Raw genomic sequence first — 16,621 nt, forward strand, 5'->3', positions numbered from 1 at the left:
GATGGCCGAGGCGCCGATCAGGCTGGGGATGGTCGGGGGCGGTGCGGACGCCTTCATCGGGGCCGTTCACCGCATCGCCGCCCGCATCGACGGGCATTACGATCTGGTGGCCGGGGCGCTCAGCGCCACCCCGGAGAAGGCCCATGCCAGCGCGGAGGCGCTTGGCCTGCCGCGCAGCTACGGCAGTTTCGAGGAGATGGCAGAGGCCGAGGCGGGCAGGGCGGACGGCATCGAGGCGGTGGCCATCGTGACGCCGAACCACGTGCACGCCCCGGCAGCGAAGGCCTTTCTGGAACGCGGCATCCACGTGATCTGCGACAAGCCCCTGACCTCCACGCTGCCCGATGCCGAGGAACTGGCAGCGGTGGCGCGGGCGTCGGGCGCGCTCTTCGTGCTGACCCACAATTACACCGGCTACCCGGTGGTGCGGCAGGCGCGGCAGATGGTGGCAGAGGGCACGCTGGGCACGCTGCGGCTGGTGCAGGTCGAATACGTGCAGGACTGGATGGCGGGCGAGGCCGAGGACAAGCAGGCCGAATGGCGGATGGACCCGGCGCGCTCCGGCGGCGGCGGGTCGATCGGGGACATCGGCACCCACGCCTACAACCTCGCCTGTTTCGTGTCGGGTCTGACGGTCGACCGTCTGGCCGCCGACCTGCATGCCTTTGGATCGGGCCGCACGCTGGACGACAACGCCCACGTCATGCTGCGCTGGAAGGGCGGGGCGAAGGGGATGCTCTGGTGCAGCCAGGTCGCGCCCGGCAACGAGAACGCGCTGAAACTGCGGATCTACGGAGAGCGCGGCGGGCTGGAGTGGTGCCAGGAAGACCCGAATTACCTGTGGTACACGCCGCTGGGAGAGCCGAAGCGCCTGCTGACCCGCAACGGCGCGGGCGCTACGGAAGCCAATGCCGCCGTCAGCCGCGTGCCGGGCGGGCACCCGGAAGGCTACCTGGAGGCGTTTGCCACGATCTATTCCGAAGCGGCGCGGGCAATCCACGCCCGCCGCGCCGGACAGGACGTGCCGGGCGACCTGCTGTATCCGACCATCGAGGACGGGCTGGACGGGATGCGCTTCATCGACGCCTGCCTGCGCTCGGCGCGGGACGACAGCGCGTGGGTGACGCCATGAAGCTCGGGATCAACCTCCTTTGCCTCGGCGGGCACATCGACGAGAGCCACCTGCCGCTGATCGAACGGATCGCGGAGATCGGCTATGACCATGTCGAGGTGCCGGTGATGCATGGCGACCCGTCGCACTACGCCTGGCTGGGCGAGCGGCTGGCGGGGCTGGGTCTGGGCCGCGCGCAGACCTCCATCGTGCCGGATCCCGACGCGAACCCCTTGTCCGACGATCCGGCGGTGCGCCGGCGCGGGCTGGACCATCTGTCTTGGATACAGGACTGCGCGGAGGCGCTGGGGTCCGAGACGGTCGGCGGGCCGTTTCACGCGCCGATGGCGCATTTCACCGGCGAGGGCCCGACCGAGGCAGAGATCGCCCGCGGGGCGGAGGCGCACCGCGCCATGGCCGAACGCGCCGGACGCAACGGCTACGTGCTGGCGCTGGAGCACCTGAACCGGTTCGAGACCTACTTCCTGAACACCATGGAGCAGGCGCGCGCCTACGTGGATGCGGTCGGGCACCCGGCGTTCGGCATCATGTACGACACCTTCCACGCCAATATCGAGGAGCATGACCAGGCGGGCGCGATCCGTATGCTGGGCGAAGCTATGCACGTGCTGCATGTCTCGGAGAACGACCGGGGCATTCCGGGGCGCGGGCAGATCGACTTTGCCACCGTGTTCCGCACCGCGAAGGAGACGGGCTTCGACGGCCCGGTGGTGTTGGAGGCCTTCGGCGCAGGCGTGCCGGAACTGGCCGCCGCGACGCGGGTCTGGCGCCCGCTGTTCCCGGATGTCGAGACGCTGTTCTCGGAGTCGCACGACTTCATCCGCAGGACGTGGGAGGCCGCATGACCGACCCCGTCATCGAGATGAAGGGCATCACCAAGACCTTCCCGGGCGTGAAGGCGCTGTCGGACGTCAGTTTCGACGTGCGCGCGGGCGAGGTGCAGGCGCTCGTAGGCGAGAACGGGGCGGGCAAGTCGACGCTCATCAAGATCCTGTCGGGCGTCTACCATGCGGATGCGGGCGAAGTCCGGCTGGGCGGCACTCCGGTGCATTTCCTGCATCCGGTGGAGTCGCTGCGCGCCGGGATCGCGGTAATCTACCAGGAGTTTTCGCTGCTGCCCGAGAGGACGGTGGCGCAGAACCTCTTCCTCGGGCGGGAGCCGCGCGGGCGGTTCGGCCTGATCGACGAGGCGAAGATGCGCCGCGAAACCCGCAAGGTGCTGGACCTCTTTGCCACCGGCGGGCGGATCGACCCGGACCGGACGGTCGGCACGCTCGACGTGGCGACGCAGCAGATGGTCGAGATCGCCAAGGCCGTGTCCTACGACGCGCGGGTCATCGTCATGGACGAACCCACCGCCGCGCTGAACGAGGCGGAATGCGAGGAGCTCTTCGCCACCGTCGACCGCCTGCGGGAGAGGGGCGTGGCGGTGATCTACATCACCCACCGCATGCGCGAGATCACGCGGCTGGCCGACCGGGTCACCGTGCTGAAGGACGGGGAGGTCGCCGCGCGGTTCGATACGGTGCCTGCGCCGGATGCGATCGTGCACGCCATGGTCGGCCGCGACATCGAGGATTTCTATGCCCCGCCCGCCACCGAGGCGGAGATCGGCGCGCCGGTGCTGACGGTCTCGGGTGGCTCCAACGCGGTGCTGCACGACATCGACCTGACCGTCCGCGCAGGCGAGATCGTGGGGCTGGCCGGTATCCAGGGCGCGGGTCGCGTCGCGCTGGCCCTGGCGCTTTTCGGGCAGGAGCCGTTCGAGCAGGGCGAGGTGACGCTGGCAGGCAAGAGGGTGGCGTTCCGTTCGCCGCGTGAGGCCATCGAGGCCGGTGTCGGCCTGTTGCCCGGCGACCGCAAGAGCGAGGGGCTGGTGCTGATGCAGTCGGTCCGCGACAACGCGATGCTGACGCCGCGCGCCTTCGCGCCCCTCTGGTCGAGCCACAAGCGCACCCGGCAGGCGGACCTGAAGGGGATCGACGACCTGCTCGACCGGATGGAAATCCGCGCCGCCTCTTACGATCAGGACATCCGCGCACTGTCCGGCGGCAACCAGCAGAAGGCCATCGTCGCGCGCTGGCTGTCGATGCGCCCGAAGCTGCTGATCTTCATCGAACCGACGCGCGGCATCGACGTGAACGCCAAGGCGGGCATCTACCACCTGATGCGCGAACTGGCGCGCGGCGGGGCGGGGATCCTGATGATCTCGTCGGACCTGCCGGAGGTGATCGGCGCCGCCGACCGCATCCTCGTCATGCAGGAGGGCCGGATCGCCGCCGAGTTCGCCCACGGACCCTCCGAGCAGGCGATCATGCACGCCGCGACCGGAGAGACCGTCGGCGGGGAGCGTGCGGCATGAGCCTTGCAAGCGACGCCCCTCCGGCCCGCACGGGTTTCCGTTTCGAACGGTGGGCGCCGCTGATCCTGCTGGTCGGCGCCTTCGTGATCTACGTGATCGTGGCGGTCGTGACGGACCAGACGCAGTACCTGTCCTTCGGCAACCTGATCGCGATCCTCGGGCGGTCCATCGCGCTGGGGATCACGGCCATCGGGCAGACCTTCACCATCCTCGTCGCCTCCATCGACCTGAGCGTGGCGAGCCTGATCTCGGCGACGGCGGTGCTGGCGTCGGTGGTGATGGACGGCTCGCCCGCGATGATCCTGCCCGCCGTCTTGGCCGCGCTGCTGCTGGGCGCGCTGGTGGGGCTGCTCAACGGGCTGGTGGTCAGCCGCCTGAAGGTCAATCCGCTGATCGCGACGCTGGGCATGAGCCTGATCATCCAGGGCTGCCTGTCGGCCTTCGTGTCGAACTTCGCGGGCAGCGTCCCGCCCGCTTTCCAGATCTTCGCCTACGGCCAGATCGGCGCGGTGCCCTTCGCGCTGATCTTCCTCGCGCTGATGGCGGTGCTGGCCTGGGCGGTGCTGCGGTTCACCAAGTTCGGGTCCGACATCTACGCCGTGGGCGGCAACGAGGAGGCGGCCCGCTTCGCCGGGATCAAGACCGAACGTGTCGTCGTGGCCAGCCATATCATCTGTTCGGTCTGCGCGGCCATCGCCGGGCTCTACCTTGCCAGCCGCCTGCGGTCGGGCGCGCCGTGGATCGGTGCGGACGGGGTATATGACCTCGAGAGCATCGCGGTGGTGGTGATCGGCGGCACCGTGCTGGCGGGCGGGCGCGGCGGGGTCTGGGGTACGATGGCGGGAATGCTGATCTTCTCGCTGATCGACTCCGCCTTCAACATCGCCGGGGTGGACAGCTTCGCCAAGCAGGTGCTGCGCGGGATCATCATCGTCGCTGCCGTCGCCTTCTACGCCATCCGGTCGAAGAGGATTGCCGCATGACGGACCAGAGCGCCACGGGCCCCGGACGCAAGCGCCGCCGCAGCCTGCCGCAGATCAACCCGGTGTGGTTCCTGCTGGCGGCGCTGATCGTGGCCATCGTCTTCATGAACCCCGGCTTTGCGGAGCCCACGGGCTACATGAACTTCCTCAAGCGTGCCGCGCCGCTGGCGATCCTTGCCGCCGGGCAGGTCTATGTCATCGTTTCGGGCGGCTTCGACCTGTCGGTCGGTTCGCTCATCACGCTGGTGGTCGTTGGGTCGTCGATGCTGACAGACAACGACCCGGCGGCGACCTACTGGGTCATCCCGCTGATGCTGTGCATGGGGCTGGGTGTGGGTGCGGTGAACGGCGCCATCGTCTGTTTCCTCAGGGTCCCGTCGCTGATCGCCACGCTGGGGACGATGATCACGCTGAACGGACTGGCCTTCATGTGGTCGGGTGGGGCGCCGCGCGGCTACCTGCCGGACACCTTCCGGTTCTTCGGAAGGGAGCTGATCCGCGACGTGCCGCTGGTGCGGTTCATCCCGGTGTCGGTCATCGTGCTGGTGGTGGTCGTGGGGGTGCTGGGCTGGCTCATGCACCGGACCAACCTCGGGCGCATGGTCCATGCCATCGGCGACAACCCGGTCGCGGCGCGGCTGGCCGGTGTCCCGGTCAACCGAGTGCGGATCACGGCCTTCATGCTGTCGGGTCTATCGGCGGCCATCGCGGGGATCCTCCTCGGCGGCTTTGCGGGCGTGTCGATCGACGTGGGCTCCGGCTACGAACTGGAGGCGATCACCGCCGCCGTCCTTGGCGGTGCGCAACTGCTGGGCGGGCGCGGCTCCGTGCCTGCCGCGCTTGGCGGGGCGCTTGCGCTGACCGCCATCTTCACGCTTCTGAACTTCCTTGGCCTGCCGCAACCCGTCCGGCAGGTGGTGCAGGGTCTGATCCTGATCGCGGCGGTGGCGCTGGCGATGCACCGGAGGAGACGCACGGGAACCTGATGGCCTGCGGGGAGCGGGCCGAACCGACTGGGAGGAAAAACAATGAGACTGCTACTGACGGCAACCGGCATCCTGGCGCTGAGCCTTGCGCCCGTGCACGCCCAGAACTTTGACGACCCCGAGGAATTCGCCAAGCAGCGCGAGCAGCTTCAGGCAACGCCGAGCGGCCCTGAGGATCAACCCTGGCTGCAGTACATCGGCGACAGCATGGTCGAGACAGCGGACCTCGGACTGGAGGCGCCGGCGACGGTCTGCTTCTCGAACGCGGGGGTCAACAACCCGTGGCGGGTCGTGGGCTTCACCAACATGAACCAGGAGCTGCTGAACCACGAGTCGATCGGTGACTTCGTGCATGTGGACGCGGAAGGGTCCGACGACAAGCAGATCGCCGACATCGACGACCTGCTGGCGGGCGGCAACTGCGACGTGATGATCGTCTCGCCGAACACCACGGCGGCGCTGACCCCCGCGGTGGAACGTGCCTGCGAGGCGATGCCGGTCATCGTCTTCGACCGCGGCGTGAACACCGACTGCCCGGTGACCTTCATCCATCCCGTCGGCGGCTACGGCTTCGGCATCCAGGGGGCGGAGTTCGTGGCGAGCCAGCTCGAAGAGGGCTCTGACGTGCTGATGCTGCGCATCCTGCCGGGCGTGGACGTGCTGGAGACCCGGTATTCAGCCGGGCGCCGCATCCTCGAAGAGGCGGGCATGAACATCGTCGGTGCGGAGTTCACCGACGGCGACAATGCGAAGACCAAGTCCATCGTAGAGGACTATCTGATGCGCGGCAACATCGACGCCGTGTGGATGGATGCGGGCGCGACCGCCGTGGCGGCCATCGAGGCATTCGAGGACTCGGGGTACGAGATCCCGGTGTTCGTGGGCGAAGACCAGCAGGACTTCCTGCGCAAGTGGCAGGACGAGGGCCTGAAGGCCATCGCACCGACCTATCCCACGTTCCAGTGGCGCACCGCGATCATCGCCGCCGCGCGGGTGATCGAGGGCGAGGCGCTGCCCGGGCCGGAGTGGGTTCTGCCGCAACCGGCGATCACCGAGGAGAACCTCTCGGAATACGTCAACCCGGCGATGCCGCCGCTGCACTACGCGATGTGCGGATGCGAGAGCATGGAGAACTACCCGGAGGCCTGGGGCGGCGAATGATCCGCTGACCTGACCGTTTGACACGAGACAGACGCCGCCCCCGCAGTTCGACGGGGCGGCGTTTTATTCGTGGTGTATGTGGTCACGGTTGATTAACGGATAACGCCGCCCCGACAGGGAGCGGCGTTGGCGTGTCTGACATTCCCGCTGGGCGGCGTGTTCAGGACCAGTCGGCGCGGCGGGCGAGCGCGGCCTTGCGGATCATCGTACTGTCGATCTCCACCGCGAGGAACTGCGCGCCTGCCTCCGCCGAATCCCGCAGCAGGCCGTCGTCGAGCGACAGGATGCCACCGGGCACGCCCACCTTCTTCAGCCGGGCGAACCCGTCGAGGATCGCGGCCTTGACCTCCGGATGCGAGGGCTGACCAGGATAGCCGAAGCTGGCGGCCAGATCGGCGGGGCCGATGAAAACGCCGTCGACGCCCTCGACGGAAGCGATCTCCTCGATCTGTTCCAGTGCGCTGCGGGTCTCCACCTGCACCAGCAGGCAGATTTCCTCGTTGGCGCGCTCCGCGTATTTCTCGACGGAGCCGTAGCGGGTGGCGCGGGTCACACCGGCCACGCCACGGATGCCCTTTGGCGGATATGTGACGGCGGCCACGGCGGCGCGCGCCTCTTCCGGGGTCTGCACGTAAGGGATCAGCAGCGTCTGCGCGCCCACGTCGAGCATCTTCTTGATCTCGACCGGGTCATTCCAGGCCGGTCGGACCACGCCGGTGACAGGGTACGGCGCGACCGTGCGCAGGAAGGCAAGCGCCTCGGCCGGTCCGGCGGGCGAATGCTCGGTGTCCATCAGGATCCAGTCGTAGCCGCAGGTCGCCATCAGCTCTGCCACATCGGGGTTCGCGAAGGTGTGCCAGAGGCCGATCTGGCGCTGACCGGCGCGAAGCGCGGCCTTGAAGGGGTTCTTTGGCAGGTCCATTCGGGAAACTCCTTGGGGATGGCACGCGGTCCGGACGGCCCGGGGCAGGCGCGACCGCGGAGGTCAGGCGCCGGGGGCCTCGGGAAGCATATTTTTTTTGATGTGGCCGACCAGTATCTCCACCGAACGGGTGATGTGAAGCTCCAGTATCTCGGCGGCTTCGTCGGCGCGGCGGGCGACGGCGGCCTGGGCGATGGCGGTATGCTCTTCGACCACGTCGCGCTGCACGGTCACCGCCTCGGAATAGATGTTGCGGTAGCGGTCGTTGAAGGCGACCAGCATGGCGTGGGTCCTGAGCAGCAGGGGCATGTCGCAACGGGCGATCAGCGCAAGATGGAAGGCGTTGTTGGCGGCCTCCCACTCGGCCCGGCTGCGGGCGTCGTTGGCGTCGCGCTGGGTGTGGTTCACGCGGTAAAGCGCGGCCATGACATCGGTTTCCCAGTCGAGACCGCCATTGGCAATCGACAGGCGCAAAGCGTAGGGTTCGAGTTCGGCACGCAATGCGCCGACCTCGGTGTAATTGGCGATGGAGATGGGGGCGACGTGGTAGCCGCGCTGGGGGGCCACTTCGACGAGGCCCTCGGAGACGAGACGGGTTACCGCCTCGCGCAGGGGCGAAAGGCCCACGTCCAGTTCCTCGCGCAGCTTGTCGAGGCTGAGGCGGCTGCCGGGGGCGAGGGTGCCGTGCAGGATGTCATGGCGCAGCCGGGCTTCGATCCGGCCGGCAATAGTTGGCTTGCCCCTGGGCCGGCTGGCCCATTCCGTTGTCGACATGCTCTCCTCCTGTCCCATAGGCTTTACATCAGCGTTCACGGATTTGGGAAGGAAAAACGATCACGGCATCTAAAATCGATTTCTGTTTACGGGATCGGTTTCGGTTGATACCACCGTTAGCGATGGATTCGGATGCGCAGGAGGCGCATACCGGTCTGGTCGAATTTGGGAGGATCTTCGATGTCGTTCAATCTGAGCCGCCGCGCCGTTCTGGCAGCGGCCACCGCACTTGCCGTAACCGCCACCGGTGCATTCGCACAGGACAAGGTGCAGCTTCGCCTGTCGGGCGTGAACTCCGAGACCGACCAGCGCGCGATCGCGCTCACCGAAGTCTTCGGTCCGGCAGTTTCCGATTTCGCCAACTTCGAGCCGCACTGGAACGGCACGCTGTTCGGGCAGGGGACCGAGCTTGAGGCCATCGCCTCCGGCGACCTCGAGATGTCGATCACCTCGGCGCAGGAACTGGCCACGTTCTTCCCGGAATGGTCGATCTTCGCTGCAGGCTATGTCCTGCAGAGCGCCGAGCACCAGGTCGCCGTGTTCAACGACCCGCTGATGGACCCCTTCAAGCAGAAGGTCGAGGAAGAGCTGGGCGTCGTCCTGCTGGCGCCGATGTACCTTGGCCGCCGTCAGGTGAACCTGCGCCAGAGCCGCGACGAGCTTGATGTGCAGACCCCGGCTGACCTGTCCGGCGTGAACCTGCGGATGCCGGGTTCGGACGCATGGCAGTTCCTCGGCCGCGCACTGGGCGCGAACCCGACGCCGATGGCCTTCACCGAGGTCTACACCGCGCTGCAGACCGGCGCCGTGGATGGCCAGGACAACCCGCTGCCGACCGTCGTGGACGCGAAGTTCTACGAAGTCACCAAGCAGATCGCCCTGACCTCGCACCTAGTTGACTGGAACTTCATCGCGCTGTCGGCCGAGACCTTCAACAACCTGACGCCCGAGCAGCAGACCCAGATCACCGAGGCCGCCGTGGCCGCAGCCGACTCCGGCCGCGCCGCGCAGCTCGCCAAGGAAGATGAGCTGGTTTCCTTCCTGAAAGAGCAGGGGCTGGACGTCTACGAGCCCGATGTCGCCGCGTTCCGCGAGGCGGTGCAGAAGGCATACCTCGAAAGCGATATGGCCGCGAGCTGGCCGGACGGCGTTCTGGACGCTGTGAACGCACTGGGGAACTGATCCGGACTTCACGGCGCGGTGCCCGCCGCCGCGCCGGACCGGATCGACCGGAGGCACGCCGGGATATCTCCGGCGTCCTGCGTCCAGGGCGCGGCGGTCGGTAACGCCGCCGCGCCACTAATTTTCAGGGGGCACCATGCGGACCGTGACAAGGATCTTCCGTGGGCTGACGGAAGGCTTCGCTGCGCTGATGATGGCAGCGATCTTCTGCACCTTCATACTGCAGATCATCGTGCGATACGCGGTGGGCTCCGAGTGGTTCATGTCGATTACCGGCGGTTTCATCGACGCCGCCTACTTTGGCTGGACGGTGGAGTTCATCCTCGTCCTCTGGCTCTGGACGATCTTCTGGGGCAACGCCTTCGTGGTGCGTGACAGCGATCACGTGACCTTCGACATCCTCTACAACGGTGCCGGGCGCCGGGCGCGGACGATCATGGTGCTGATCGGCGCGGTGCTGCTGGTGGTGGCACTCTGGTCCTCCATCGGGCCGACCTACGACCGGATGAAGCTGCTGCGGATCAAGTCCTCGGCCACGCTCCCGGTGAAGATGCTGCCGATCTACTCGATCTACTTCCTGTTCCTCGCCGCCGTGGGGCTGCGCTACGCCTGGCGCGCCATCGACGTGCTGCGGCACGGCGCCGACCGCGAGAACCACATCCTGCCGCAGGAAGAACCGCACTTCGGGGAGGATGCGAAATGAGCCTCGAACTGACGATCATGATCGGCACGCTGTTCCTCATGGCGGGGATAGGCATGCCCATCGCCTACGCGATCCTCACGGCCTCCATGGCCTACATGGTGGCGGCGGGCTCCTCCATCGGGATCGTGGGCAAGACGCTGGTCGACGGCATCTACCAGAGCTTCCTCCTGCTTGCCGTGCCGCTCTTCATCGTGGCGGCGAACATCATGAACGCCGGGTCGATCTCGGACCGGCTGCTGAACTTCTGCATTGCGACTGTGGGCCGCTTCAAGGGCGGGCTGGGCCACGTCAACGTCATGGCCTCGCTTATCTTTTCCGGCATGTCCGGGTCTGCGGTCGCGGACGCGGCAGGCATCGGCAAGATCATCATCGACATGATGCGCAAGGACGGGCGGTTCCCGGCGGGTTATGCCGCGGCGATCACCGCGGCCTCGGCCACCATCGGGCCGATCATCCCGCCGTCGATCCCCATGGTCCTCTATGCGCTGGTCTCCAACGCCTCGATCGGGGCGCTGTTCCTGGGCGGCATCCTGCCCGGCCTGATGATGGGCGGCGTGCTGATGGCAATGAACTTCTGGATCTCGCACCGCCGCGGCTTTGCCACCGAAGAGGCGATCCCGATGCGCGATCTGCCGCGGGTCACGGGCCGGGCCTTTCCGGCGCTGCTGATGCCGGCCATCCTGCTCTACGGCATCTACGGCGGCGTCACCACACCGACCGAGGCAGCCGCCGTCGCCGCCGCTTATGCGCTGCTGCTGAGCGTGTTCTTCTATCGCTCGCTGAAGCTGAAGACGCTCTACACGATCCTGGTGGACAGCGCGCGGTCCTCGGCCGCCGTGGGCATCGTGATCGGCGGCGCGCTGATCCTGAACTACATCGTCGCGTCGGAGAACATCCCCTCGGCACTGGCGGCCTACCTTGTCGATGTGAACGTGTCGCCGTTGATGTTCCTGCTGGCGGTCAACGTGCTGATCCTGCTGCTGGGCTGCCTTCTGGACGCCACGACGATCATCCTCGTCATCGTTCCGCTGTTCATCCCGACCTGCAACCTGCTGGGCATCGACCTCGTGCACTTCGGGGTGGTGATCGTGGTGAACTGCATGATCGGCCTGATCACGCCGCCCTACGGCATCCTGCTGTTCGTGATCAACGCGGTCACCGGCATCTCGCTGCGGGACATCATCGCCGAGGTGCTGCCGTTCCTGGCGGTGCTCGTCGCGGCGCTCCTTGCGATGATCTTCTTCCCGGGCATCGTGCTCTTCCTGCCGCGGCTCATGGGCTACGACGGGTGAGGGCGCGGCAGAAAGGCTGACAGGATGATTTCCGGACACACCAAGCTGATCGCCCACCTCGGGTATCCCACCACGTCCTTCAAGGCGCCGCTGATCTACAACCCGTACTTCGAGAGCCGGGGAATCGACGCGGTGGTGGTGCCGATGGGCTGCAAGGCAGAGGACTACCCGTCCTTCCTGCACCATGTCTTCCGCCTGTCTAACATCCTCGGGGCGCTTGTCACCATGCCGCACAAGGTGACGACGGTGGCCCTGCTGGACGATGTGCTCACCACGGCGCGGGTCGCCGGGTCGTGCAACGCGGTGCGGCTGAGCGCGGACGGACGCCTTCAGGGCGACATGTTCGACGGAGAGGGCTTTGTGCGCGGTGCGCTGCGCAAGGGGCAGGAGATCGCGGGCAAGCGTGTGCTGGTCGTGGGCGCGGGTGGCGTCGGCTCGGCCATTGCGGCCTCGCTGGCGAAGGCCGGTGCGTCGGAGATCGCGGTGACGGACAGTTTCGAGCCGATGATGAACGGGCTCGCCGCACGGCTGGAAGAGAACTATCCCGACCTCAGGGTGCTGACCGGGTCCAACGATCCCAAGGGGTTCGACATCGTGGTGAACGCGACACCGCTGGGGATGAAGCCGGGCGACCCGCTGCCGATGGACGTCTCGCGCATCGCGCCGGAGACCTTCGTGGGCGAGGTGGTGATGACGCAGGAAATCACGCCGTTCCTCGCCGCCGCGCGCGAACGCGGCTGCCGGTTCCAGGTGGGCACGGACATGCTGTTCGAACAGATCCCGGCCTATCTGGAGTTCTTCGGCTTGCCCACCACGACGGCGGAGGAACTGCGCGACGTGGCCCGGATTTCCTATTGATGGCCCGCAGGCGCGACATGCAGCGCGGCGGCCGCTTGGCCGATGCGCCGTGTCTTGCCGGGGCCCAGGGAACGGGGGCCTTGCGATGACTGGCCTGCCTTTTGATCCGTGCGGTGGCGCGGGACGGGCCGTGCCGGGACGGACCTTGCCGCAAGGCGCACCACGGGTGCAGAGTGCGGATGAGAGATCCGCCGAAGGTGACGTGCCGGTGTTCCGAATGCAGGCGTGTCGTGCGGCGCACCGACCGGAACGGTCGGTCGGTAGGGGGCGGCAACCGTCCCTGCCATGGAACCAACACTAGCGGCGGGCCCGGGCCCGCATGGGGATGACGGCTGATGAAGACCTCTATCGCGACCGTGTCGATATCTGGAAACCTTCGGGAAAAGCTCGCCGCCATCGCCAAGGCGGGTTTCAAGGGCATCGAGATCTTCGAACAGGATTTCATTGCCGACGAAGGTTCGCCGCGCGAGATCGGCAACATGATCCGGGACCATGGGCTGGAGATCACCCTGTTCCAGCCGTTCCGCGACTTTGAAGGGCTGCCGGGCGGCCTGCGTGAAAAGGCGTTCGACCGAGCCAAGCACAAGTTCGACACGATGCTGGAGCTGGGCACCGACCTGGTGCTGATGTGTTCGTCATGCCATCCGCAGGCGCTTGGCGGGATCGACCGGGCGGCGGACGACTTTGCCGAGCTGGGCGCCATCGCGGCGGATCGGGGCGTGCGCGTAGGCTACGAGGCGCTGGCCTGGGGCCGCCACGTCAACGACCACCGCGATGCGTGGGAGGTGGTCCGCCGGGCAGATCATCCCAACATCGGTCTTATCCTCGACAGTTTCCACACGCTGTCGCGCAAGATCGATCCGGAGACGATCCGGCGCATTCCCGGCGACAAGATCTTCTTCGTGCAGCTGGCCGACGCGCCGCTGATCGACATGGATCTGCTCTACTGGTCGCGCCACTTCCGGAACATGCCGGGCGAGGGCGACCTGCCGGTGGCCGACTTCATGCGCGCGGTGGCGGCGACGGGCTACAACGACTGGATCAGCCTCGAGATCTTCAACGACCAGTTCCGCGGCGGCAGCGCCGAGGGGCTGTCACGCGACGGATACCGCTCTCTTGTGGCGCTGATGGACCGGGTGGCCAAGACGGAGCCGGACATCGCCATCGGCGTGCCCAAGCTGCCGGACCCGGTGCGGGTGGAGGGCGTGGCCTTCATCGAGTTCGCGACGCGCGGCAAAGAGGCCGACGCGCTGGCCGGACTGCTGGCGGCGATGGGTTTCGTGCACGTGGGCGATCACATCGCGAAGAAGCTGGCGCTCTGGCAGCAGGGCGACATCCGGGTGGTGCTGAACGCCGAGGAGACCGGGTTCGCCGACACCGCCTACACGCTCCACGGCACCTCGATCTGCGATATCGGGCTGGAGGTGGCCAGTGCGGCTGACACCGTGACCCGGGCCGAGGCGCTGGCTGCGACGCCCTTCTCGCAGCCGGTGGGGCCGGGCGAGCTGGAGATCCCGGCGATCCGCAGCGTGGGCGGGTCGGTGATGCACTTCATCGACGCGGCGAGCGGGCTGGCGGATGTCTGGGACGTAGAGTTCACCGGCACCGGCGAGACGGCCACGGGCGGGGCGGGCCTGACCCGCATCGACCACGTTGCCGAGACGATGAACTACGACGAGATGCTGAGCTGGGCGCTGTTCTATACCTCGATCTTCGACATGGGCCGCGCGCCCATGGTGGACGTGATCGACCCGGACGGGCTGGTGCGCAGCCAGGCGATCCGGACGCCGGACGGTGCCATGCGGATCACCCTCAACGGCGCCGAGACGCACCGGACCCTCGCGGGGTCATTCCTGGCGGAGAGTTTCGGCGGTGCTGTACAGCACGTGGCCTTTTCGACCGACGACATCTTTGCCACGGCGGCGCGCATGGCTGACGCCGGGTTCCAGCCGCTGCCGATGACGGGCAACTACTACGACGACCTCGCGGCGCGGTTCACCCTGTCCGACGAGCGGCTGGCGGCGATGAAGGCGCATCACATCCTCTATGACGAGGATGCCACGGGCGCGTTCTACCAGTTCTACGGCCGCCCCTTCGCGGGCGGGCTGTTCTTCGAAGTGGTGCAGCGCGAGGGCGGCTACGAGGGCTACGGCGCGCCGAACGCACCATTCCGCATCGCCGCGCAGAAGCGGATCATCGGCCCGAAGGGGATGCCGCGGCTCTGAGTTTCGGGCGATGATCCGAAGGGGCGCGCTGACGCGCGCGCCTGATATCTCGTCGGCGGCCTGCGGCCTTCTCCTCGGGGTGCCTCCGGCGGAGGTATTTTCCCCAAGATGAAGGGCTGCGCGGCGCGCTGGCGGGTCACTTTCCCCAGTTCAGCGCAATCAGGTCGAGTTCGCGGGCGAGGGACATGAGCCGGTCCTTGGTGCGCGGGGACAGCGGCTTCAGCGGATGGCGGACGAAGTCGGAGCCGATCACGCCGCCCTCCATCATCACCGTCTTGGTGGCGCGCAGGCCGCACTGGCGGTTTTCGTGGTTGATGAGCGGCAGGCAGAGTTTCCAGCGTTCGAGCGCCGCGTCGTGGTTGCCCGCGAGATATTCGGTGACGATGGGGCGGATCTTCTCGGGCTGGAGCGCGGAGGTCATCGTGCCGGTGCAGCCGGCGTCGAGGTCGGCCAGCAGCGTCACCGCTTCCTCGCCGTCGAAGGGGCCGACGATGTGGTCTCCACCGGCCTCGATCAGCTGGGCGAGCTTGTCGGCGGCGAAGGGGGTTTCCATCTTGAAGTAGGAAACGTTCTCGATCTCCTGCGCCATCTTCACCAGGAGCGGCACCGGCAGCGAGACGCCGGAGAGCGGCGCGTCCTGCACCATGATCGGGATGGAGATCGCGTCGGAGACGGCTGCGAAGTGTTCGAAGATGCCATCGGGCGAGGGGACAAGACCCACGCCGTGGTAGGGCGGCATCATCATCAGCATCGACGCGCCGAGGGACTGCGCCTCTTTTGCGCGCGTCACGACCACGTCGGTGGAGAAATGGCTGACGGTGACGATCACCGGGACGCGGCCCGCGACGTGGTCGAGGCTGACCTTGGTCAGGGTGGCGCGTTCGGCGTCGGACAGCAGGAACTGTTCGGAATAGTTGGCGAGGATGCAGATCGCGTCCACACCCTGGTCGATCATGCAGTCGAGGACGCGGGTCATGCCCTCCGGGTCGATGCGGCCATCGGCGTGGAAGGGGGTCGGGGCGACGGGCAGGATGCCGGTAAGGGGCGTTTTCATGATCGGTCCTTCACGTTTTGCGGGTCACGGCAAAGCGCGACACTTGTCGGTAGGTCTGGCCGGGCAGGAGCGCGGCCGAGGGATAATCGGGGTGGTTCGGCGCATCGGGCCAGACCTGCGGCTCGATGGCGATCCCGGCGTTGCGGGTGTAGGGCGCGCCGCCGTGGCCGGGAAATGGCGCGGTGTCGATGGTGGCCCCGGTGTAGACCTGCAGGCCGGGCTCGGTTGTCGAGAGGTCGAGGCGCAGGCGATCGGTTTCGAGCGTCAGGACCGGGCGCATGTCGGTGCGCGCATCCGAGAGGCAGAAGTTGTGGTCGAGCGCCGGATCGGGCGTGGCCGCGGACCGGTAGTCGTAGATGGTTCCTGCGATCGGGGCAGGTGCGCCGCAGGGGATCATCGCCGCGTCCACGGGCAGGTAACGTTCGGCGAGGATGGTCATCCGGTGATGGCCGACATCCGCTGTTCCGTCGAGCGCCCAGTAGCCGTGGAAGGCCGGGTTGAAGACGGTTTCGCGGTCGCTTTGCCCGGTGATCTCGACGATGAGCGCGCCCGCGTCGTCCAGCGCGTAGCGGACGGTCACGTCTATGTTTCCGGGAAAACCGCCAAGCCCGTTCGGGTGGTGCAGGGAGAGGGTGACTTCGGTGGCGGTGGCCTGCGTGACGGTCCAGTTGCGCTGGCCGAATCCCTGGCCGCCGCCGTGCAGCGTGGTGATGCCATTCTCGTTGCGGTCGAGGGTGCAGGGGGTGCCCGCGACGGTCATGCGACCATTGGCGATGCGGTTCGCCACCGGGCCGACGATGGCACCGTAGTACAGCATCGGGCCGAGGTAGGCGTCGAGGTCGTCGGACCCGAGCACCAGCGCGTGGCCCACGCCTTCCAGCCGGAAGTCGGTCAGGCTGGCGCCCCTGCTCATGATGCGGGCCTTGGCACCGCCGTTGGCGATGGTCACGCGGTGCAGGGGTGTGCCGTCGGGCGTCGTCTCCATGC

Annotated in this window: 15 protein-coding genes; 11 read left to right on the top strand and 4 right to left on the bottom strand. The window is 67.3% G+C overall.

What is annotated here, in order from left to right:
• Window position 1 precedes the first annotated feature (1 nt).
• Genes CDO87_RS19310 through CDO87_RS19335 form a run of 6 tightly spaced genes read left to right on the top strand, consistent with a single transcriptional unit; the run spans window position 2 to window position 6,624 of the window.
• Entirely contained in the window at window positions 2-1,132 is a 1,131-nt protein-coding gene (locus CDO87_RS19310; protein ID WP_100930285.1) for a Gfo/Idh/MocA family protein, read from the top strand.
• Window positions 1,117-1,977 carry a sugar phosphate isomerase/epimerase gene (locus tag CDO87_RS19315; RefSeq protein WP_254698216.1) on the top strand — a complete coding sequence of 287 codons (861 nt, stop codon included), beginning with the start codon at window positions 1,117-1,119 and terminating at the stop codon, window positions 1,975-1,977. Before CDO87_RS19310 ends, CDO87_RS19315 begins: the two co-directional genes overlap by 16 nt.
• Window positions 1,974-3,494 carry a sugar ABC transporter ATP-binding protein gene (locus CDO87_RS19320; RefSeq protein WP_100930287.1) on the top strand — a complete coding sequence of 507 codons (1,521 nt, stop codon included), beginning with the start codon at window positions 1,974-1,976 and terminating at the stop codon, window positions 3,492-3,494. The genes CDO87_RS19315 and CDO87_RS19320 overlap by 4 nt, the downstream gene beginning before the upstream one ends.
• The gene (locus CDO87_RS19325) at window positions 3,491-4,477 is read left to right on the top strand and encodes an ABC transporter permease (RefSeq protein WP_100930288.1); all 987 of its coding nucleotides are present in this window, start codon (window positions 3,491-3,493) and stop codon (window positions 4,475-4,477) included. The genes CDO87_RS19320 and CDO87_RS19325 overlap by 4 nt, the downstream gene beginning before the upstream one ends.
• On the top strand, window positions 4,474-5,463 hold the full coding sequence (locus CDO87_RS19330) for an ABC transporter permease (RefSeq protein WP_100930289.1): 990 nt from the start codon (window positions 4,474-4,476) through the stop codon (window positions 5,461-5,463). The genes CDO87_RS19325 and CDO87_RS19330 overlap by 4 nt, the downstream gene beginning before the upstream one ends.
• 42 nt (window positions 5,464-5,505) lie before the next feature.
• Window positions 5,506-6,624 carry a substrate-binding domain-containing protein gene (locus CDO87_RS19335; protein WP_100930290.1) on the top strand — a complete coding sequence of 373 codons (1,119 nt, stop codon included), beginning with the start codon at window positions 5,506-5,508 and terminating at the stop codon, window positions 6,622-6,624.
• A 160-nt stretch (window positions 6,625-6,784) separates the two neighbouring features.
• On the opposite strand, the gene CDO87_RS19340 is transcribed toward CDO87_RS19335, so the two are convergent.
• Both CDO87_RS19340 and CDO87_RS19345 read right to left on the bottom strand, forming a co-directional pair.
• Window positions 6,785-7,546, bottom strand: a complete 762-nt coding sequence (locus CDO87_RS19340; protein ID WP_100930291.1) for an HpcH/HpaI aldolase/citrate lyase family protein — start codon at window positions 7,544-7,546, stop codon at window positions 6,785-6,787.
• Window positions 7,547-7,609: 63 nt separating this feature from the next.
• A complete protein-coding gene (locus tag CDO87_RS19345; protein WP_198521761.1) occupies window positions 7,610-8,320 on the bottom strand; it encodes a GntR family transcriptional regulator in 711 nt (236 codons plus the stop codon).
• A gap of 180 nt (window positions 8,321-8,500) precedes the next feature.
• Here CDO87_RS19345 and dctP point away from each other — a divergent pair, with 180 nt between their 5' ends.
• From dctP to CDO87_RS19370, 5 genes are all read left to right on the top strand, one after another.
• Entirely contained in the window at window positions 8,501-9,502 is a 1,002-nt protein-coding gene (gene dctP / locus CDO87_RS19350) for a TRAP transporter substrate-binding protein DctP (RefSeq protein WP_100930293.1), read from the top strand.
• Window positions 9,503-9,638: 136 nt separating this feature from the next.
• On the top strand, window positions 9,639-10,205 hold the full coding sequence (locus tag CDO87_RS19355) for a TRAP transporter small permease (protein WP_100930294.1): 567 nt from the start codon (window positions 9,639-9,641) through the stop codon (window positions 10,203-10,205).
• The gene (locus CDO87_RS19360) at window positions 10,202-11,497 is read left to right on the top strand and encodes a TRAP transporter large permease (protein WP_100930295.1); all 1,296 of its coding nucleotides are present in this window, start codon (window positions 10,202-10,204) and stop codon (window positions 11,495-11,497) included. The genes CDO87_RS19355 and CDO87_RS19360 overlap by 4 nt, the downstream gene beginning before the upstream one ends.
• A gap of 24 nt (window positions 11,498-11,521) precedes the next feature.
• A complete protein-coding gene (locus tag CDO87_RS19365; protein WP_100930296.1) occupies window positions 11,522-12,355 on the top strand; it encodes a shikimate dehydrogenase in 834 nt (277 codons plus the stop codon).
• 335 nt (window positions 12,356-12,690) lie between these two features.
• Complete coding sequence (locus tag CDO87_RS19370; protein WP_100930297.1) at window positions 12,691-14,580, top strand: bifunctional sugar phosphate isomerase/epimerase/4-hydroxyphenylpyruvate dioxygenase family protein; 1,890 nt, start codon at window positions 12,691-12,693, stop codon at window positions 14,578-14,580.
• A 136-nt stretch (window positions 14,581-14,716) separates the two neighbouring features.
• Here CDO87_RS19370 and CDO87_RS19375 read toward each other — a convergent pair whose 3' ends face one another.
• The gene (locus CDO87_RS19375) at window positions 14,717-15,634 is read right to left on the bottom strand and encodes a dihydrodipicolinate synthase family protein (protein ID WP_100930298.1); all 918 of its coding nucleotides are present in this window, start codon (window positions 15,632-15,634) and stop codon (window positions 14,717-14,719) included.
• A 10-nt stretch (window positions 15,635-15,644) separates the two neighbouring features.
• Entirely contained in the window at window positions 15,645-16,619 is a 975-nt protein-coding gene (locus CDO87_RS19380) for an aldose epimerase family protein (protein WP_198521762.1), read from the bottom strand.
• Window positions 16,620-16,621: the final 2 nt, after the last annotated feature.

The organism is Sagittula sp. P11 (assembly GCF_002814095.1).
Classification (GTDB): Bacteria; Pseudomonadota; Alphaproteobacteria; order Rhodobacterales; family Rhodobacteraceae; genus Sagittula.

What these genes read in the sequence shown, in the direction of transcription:
- CDO87_RS19370 (WP_100930297.1), top strand. Translation starts at nt 12,691, where the DNA reads ATGAAGACCTCTATCGCGACCGTGTCGATATCTGGAAACCTTCGGGAA.
- CDO87_RS19380 (WP_198521762.1), bottom strand. Translation starts at nt 16,619, where the DNA reads ATGGAGACGACGCCCGACGGCACACCCCTGCACCGCGTGACCATCGCC.
- CDO87_RS19340 (WP_100930291.1), bottom strand. Translation starts at nt 7,546, where the DNA reads ATGGACCTGCCAAAGAACCCCTTCAAGGCCGCGCTTCGCGCCGGTCAG.
- CDO87_RS19375 (WP_100930298.1), bottom strand. Translation starts at nt 15,634, where the DNA reads ATGAAAACGCCCCTTACCGGCATCCTGCCCGTCGCCCCGACCCCCTTC.
- dctP (WP_100930293.1), top strand. Translation starts at nt 8,501, where the DNA reads ATGTCGTTCAATCTGAGCCGCCGCGCCGTTCTGGCAGCGGCCACCGCA.
- CDO87_RS19310 (WP_100930285.1), top strand. Translation starts at nt 2, where the DNA reads ATGGCCGAGGCGCCGATCAGGCTGGGGATGGTCGGGGGCGGTGCGGAC.
- CDO87_RS19320 (WP_100930287.1), top strand. Translation starts at nt 1,974, where the DNA reads ATGACCGACCCCGTCATCGAGATGAAGGGCATCACCAAGACCTTCCCG.
- CDO87_RS19335 (WP_100930290.1), top strand. Translation starts at nt 5,506, where the DNA reads ATGAGACTGCTACTGACGGCAACCGGCATCCTGGCGCTGAGCCTTGCG.
- CDO87_RS19330 (WP_100930289.1), top strand. Translation starts at nt 4,474, where the DNA reads ATGACGGACCAGAGCGCCACGGGCCCCGGACGCAAGCGCCGCCGCAGC.
- CDO87_RS19365 (WP_100930296.1), top strand. Translation starts at nt 11,522, where the DNA reads ATGATTTCCGGACACACCAAGCTGATCGCCCACCTCGGGTATCCCACC.
- CDO87_RS19355 (WP_100930294.1), top strand. Translation starts at nt 9,639, where the DNA reads ATGCGGACCGTGACAAGGATCTTCCGTGGGCTGACGGAAGGCTTCGCT.
- CDO87_RS19345 (WP_198521761.1), bottom strand. Translation starts at nt 8,320, where the DNA reads ATGTCGACAACGGAATGGGCCAGCCGGCCCAGGGGCAAGCCAACTATT.
- CDO87_RS19325 (WP_100930288.1), top strand. Translation starts at nt 3,491, where the DNA reads ATGAGCCTTGCAAGCGACGCCCCTCCGGCCCGCACGGGTTTCCGTTTC.
- CDO87_RS19360 (WP_100930295.1), top strand. Translation starts at nt 10,202, where the DNA reads ATGAGCCTCGAACTGACGATCATGATCGGCACGCTGTTCCTCATGGCG.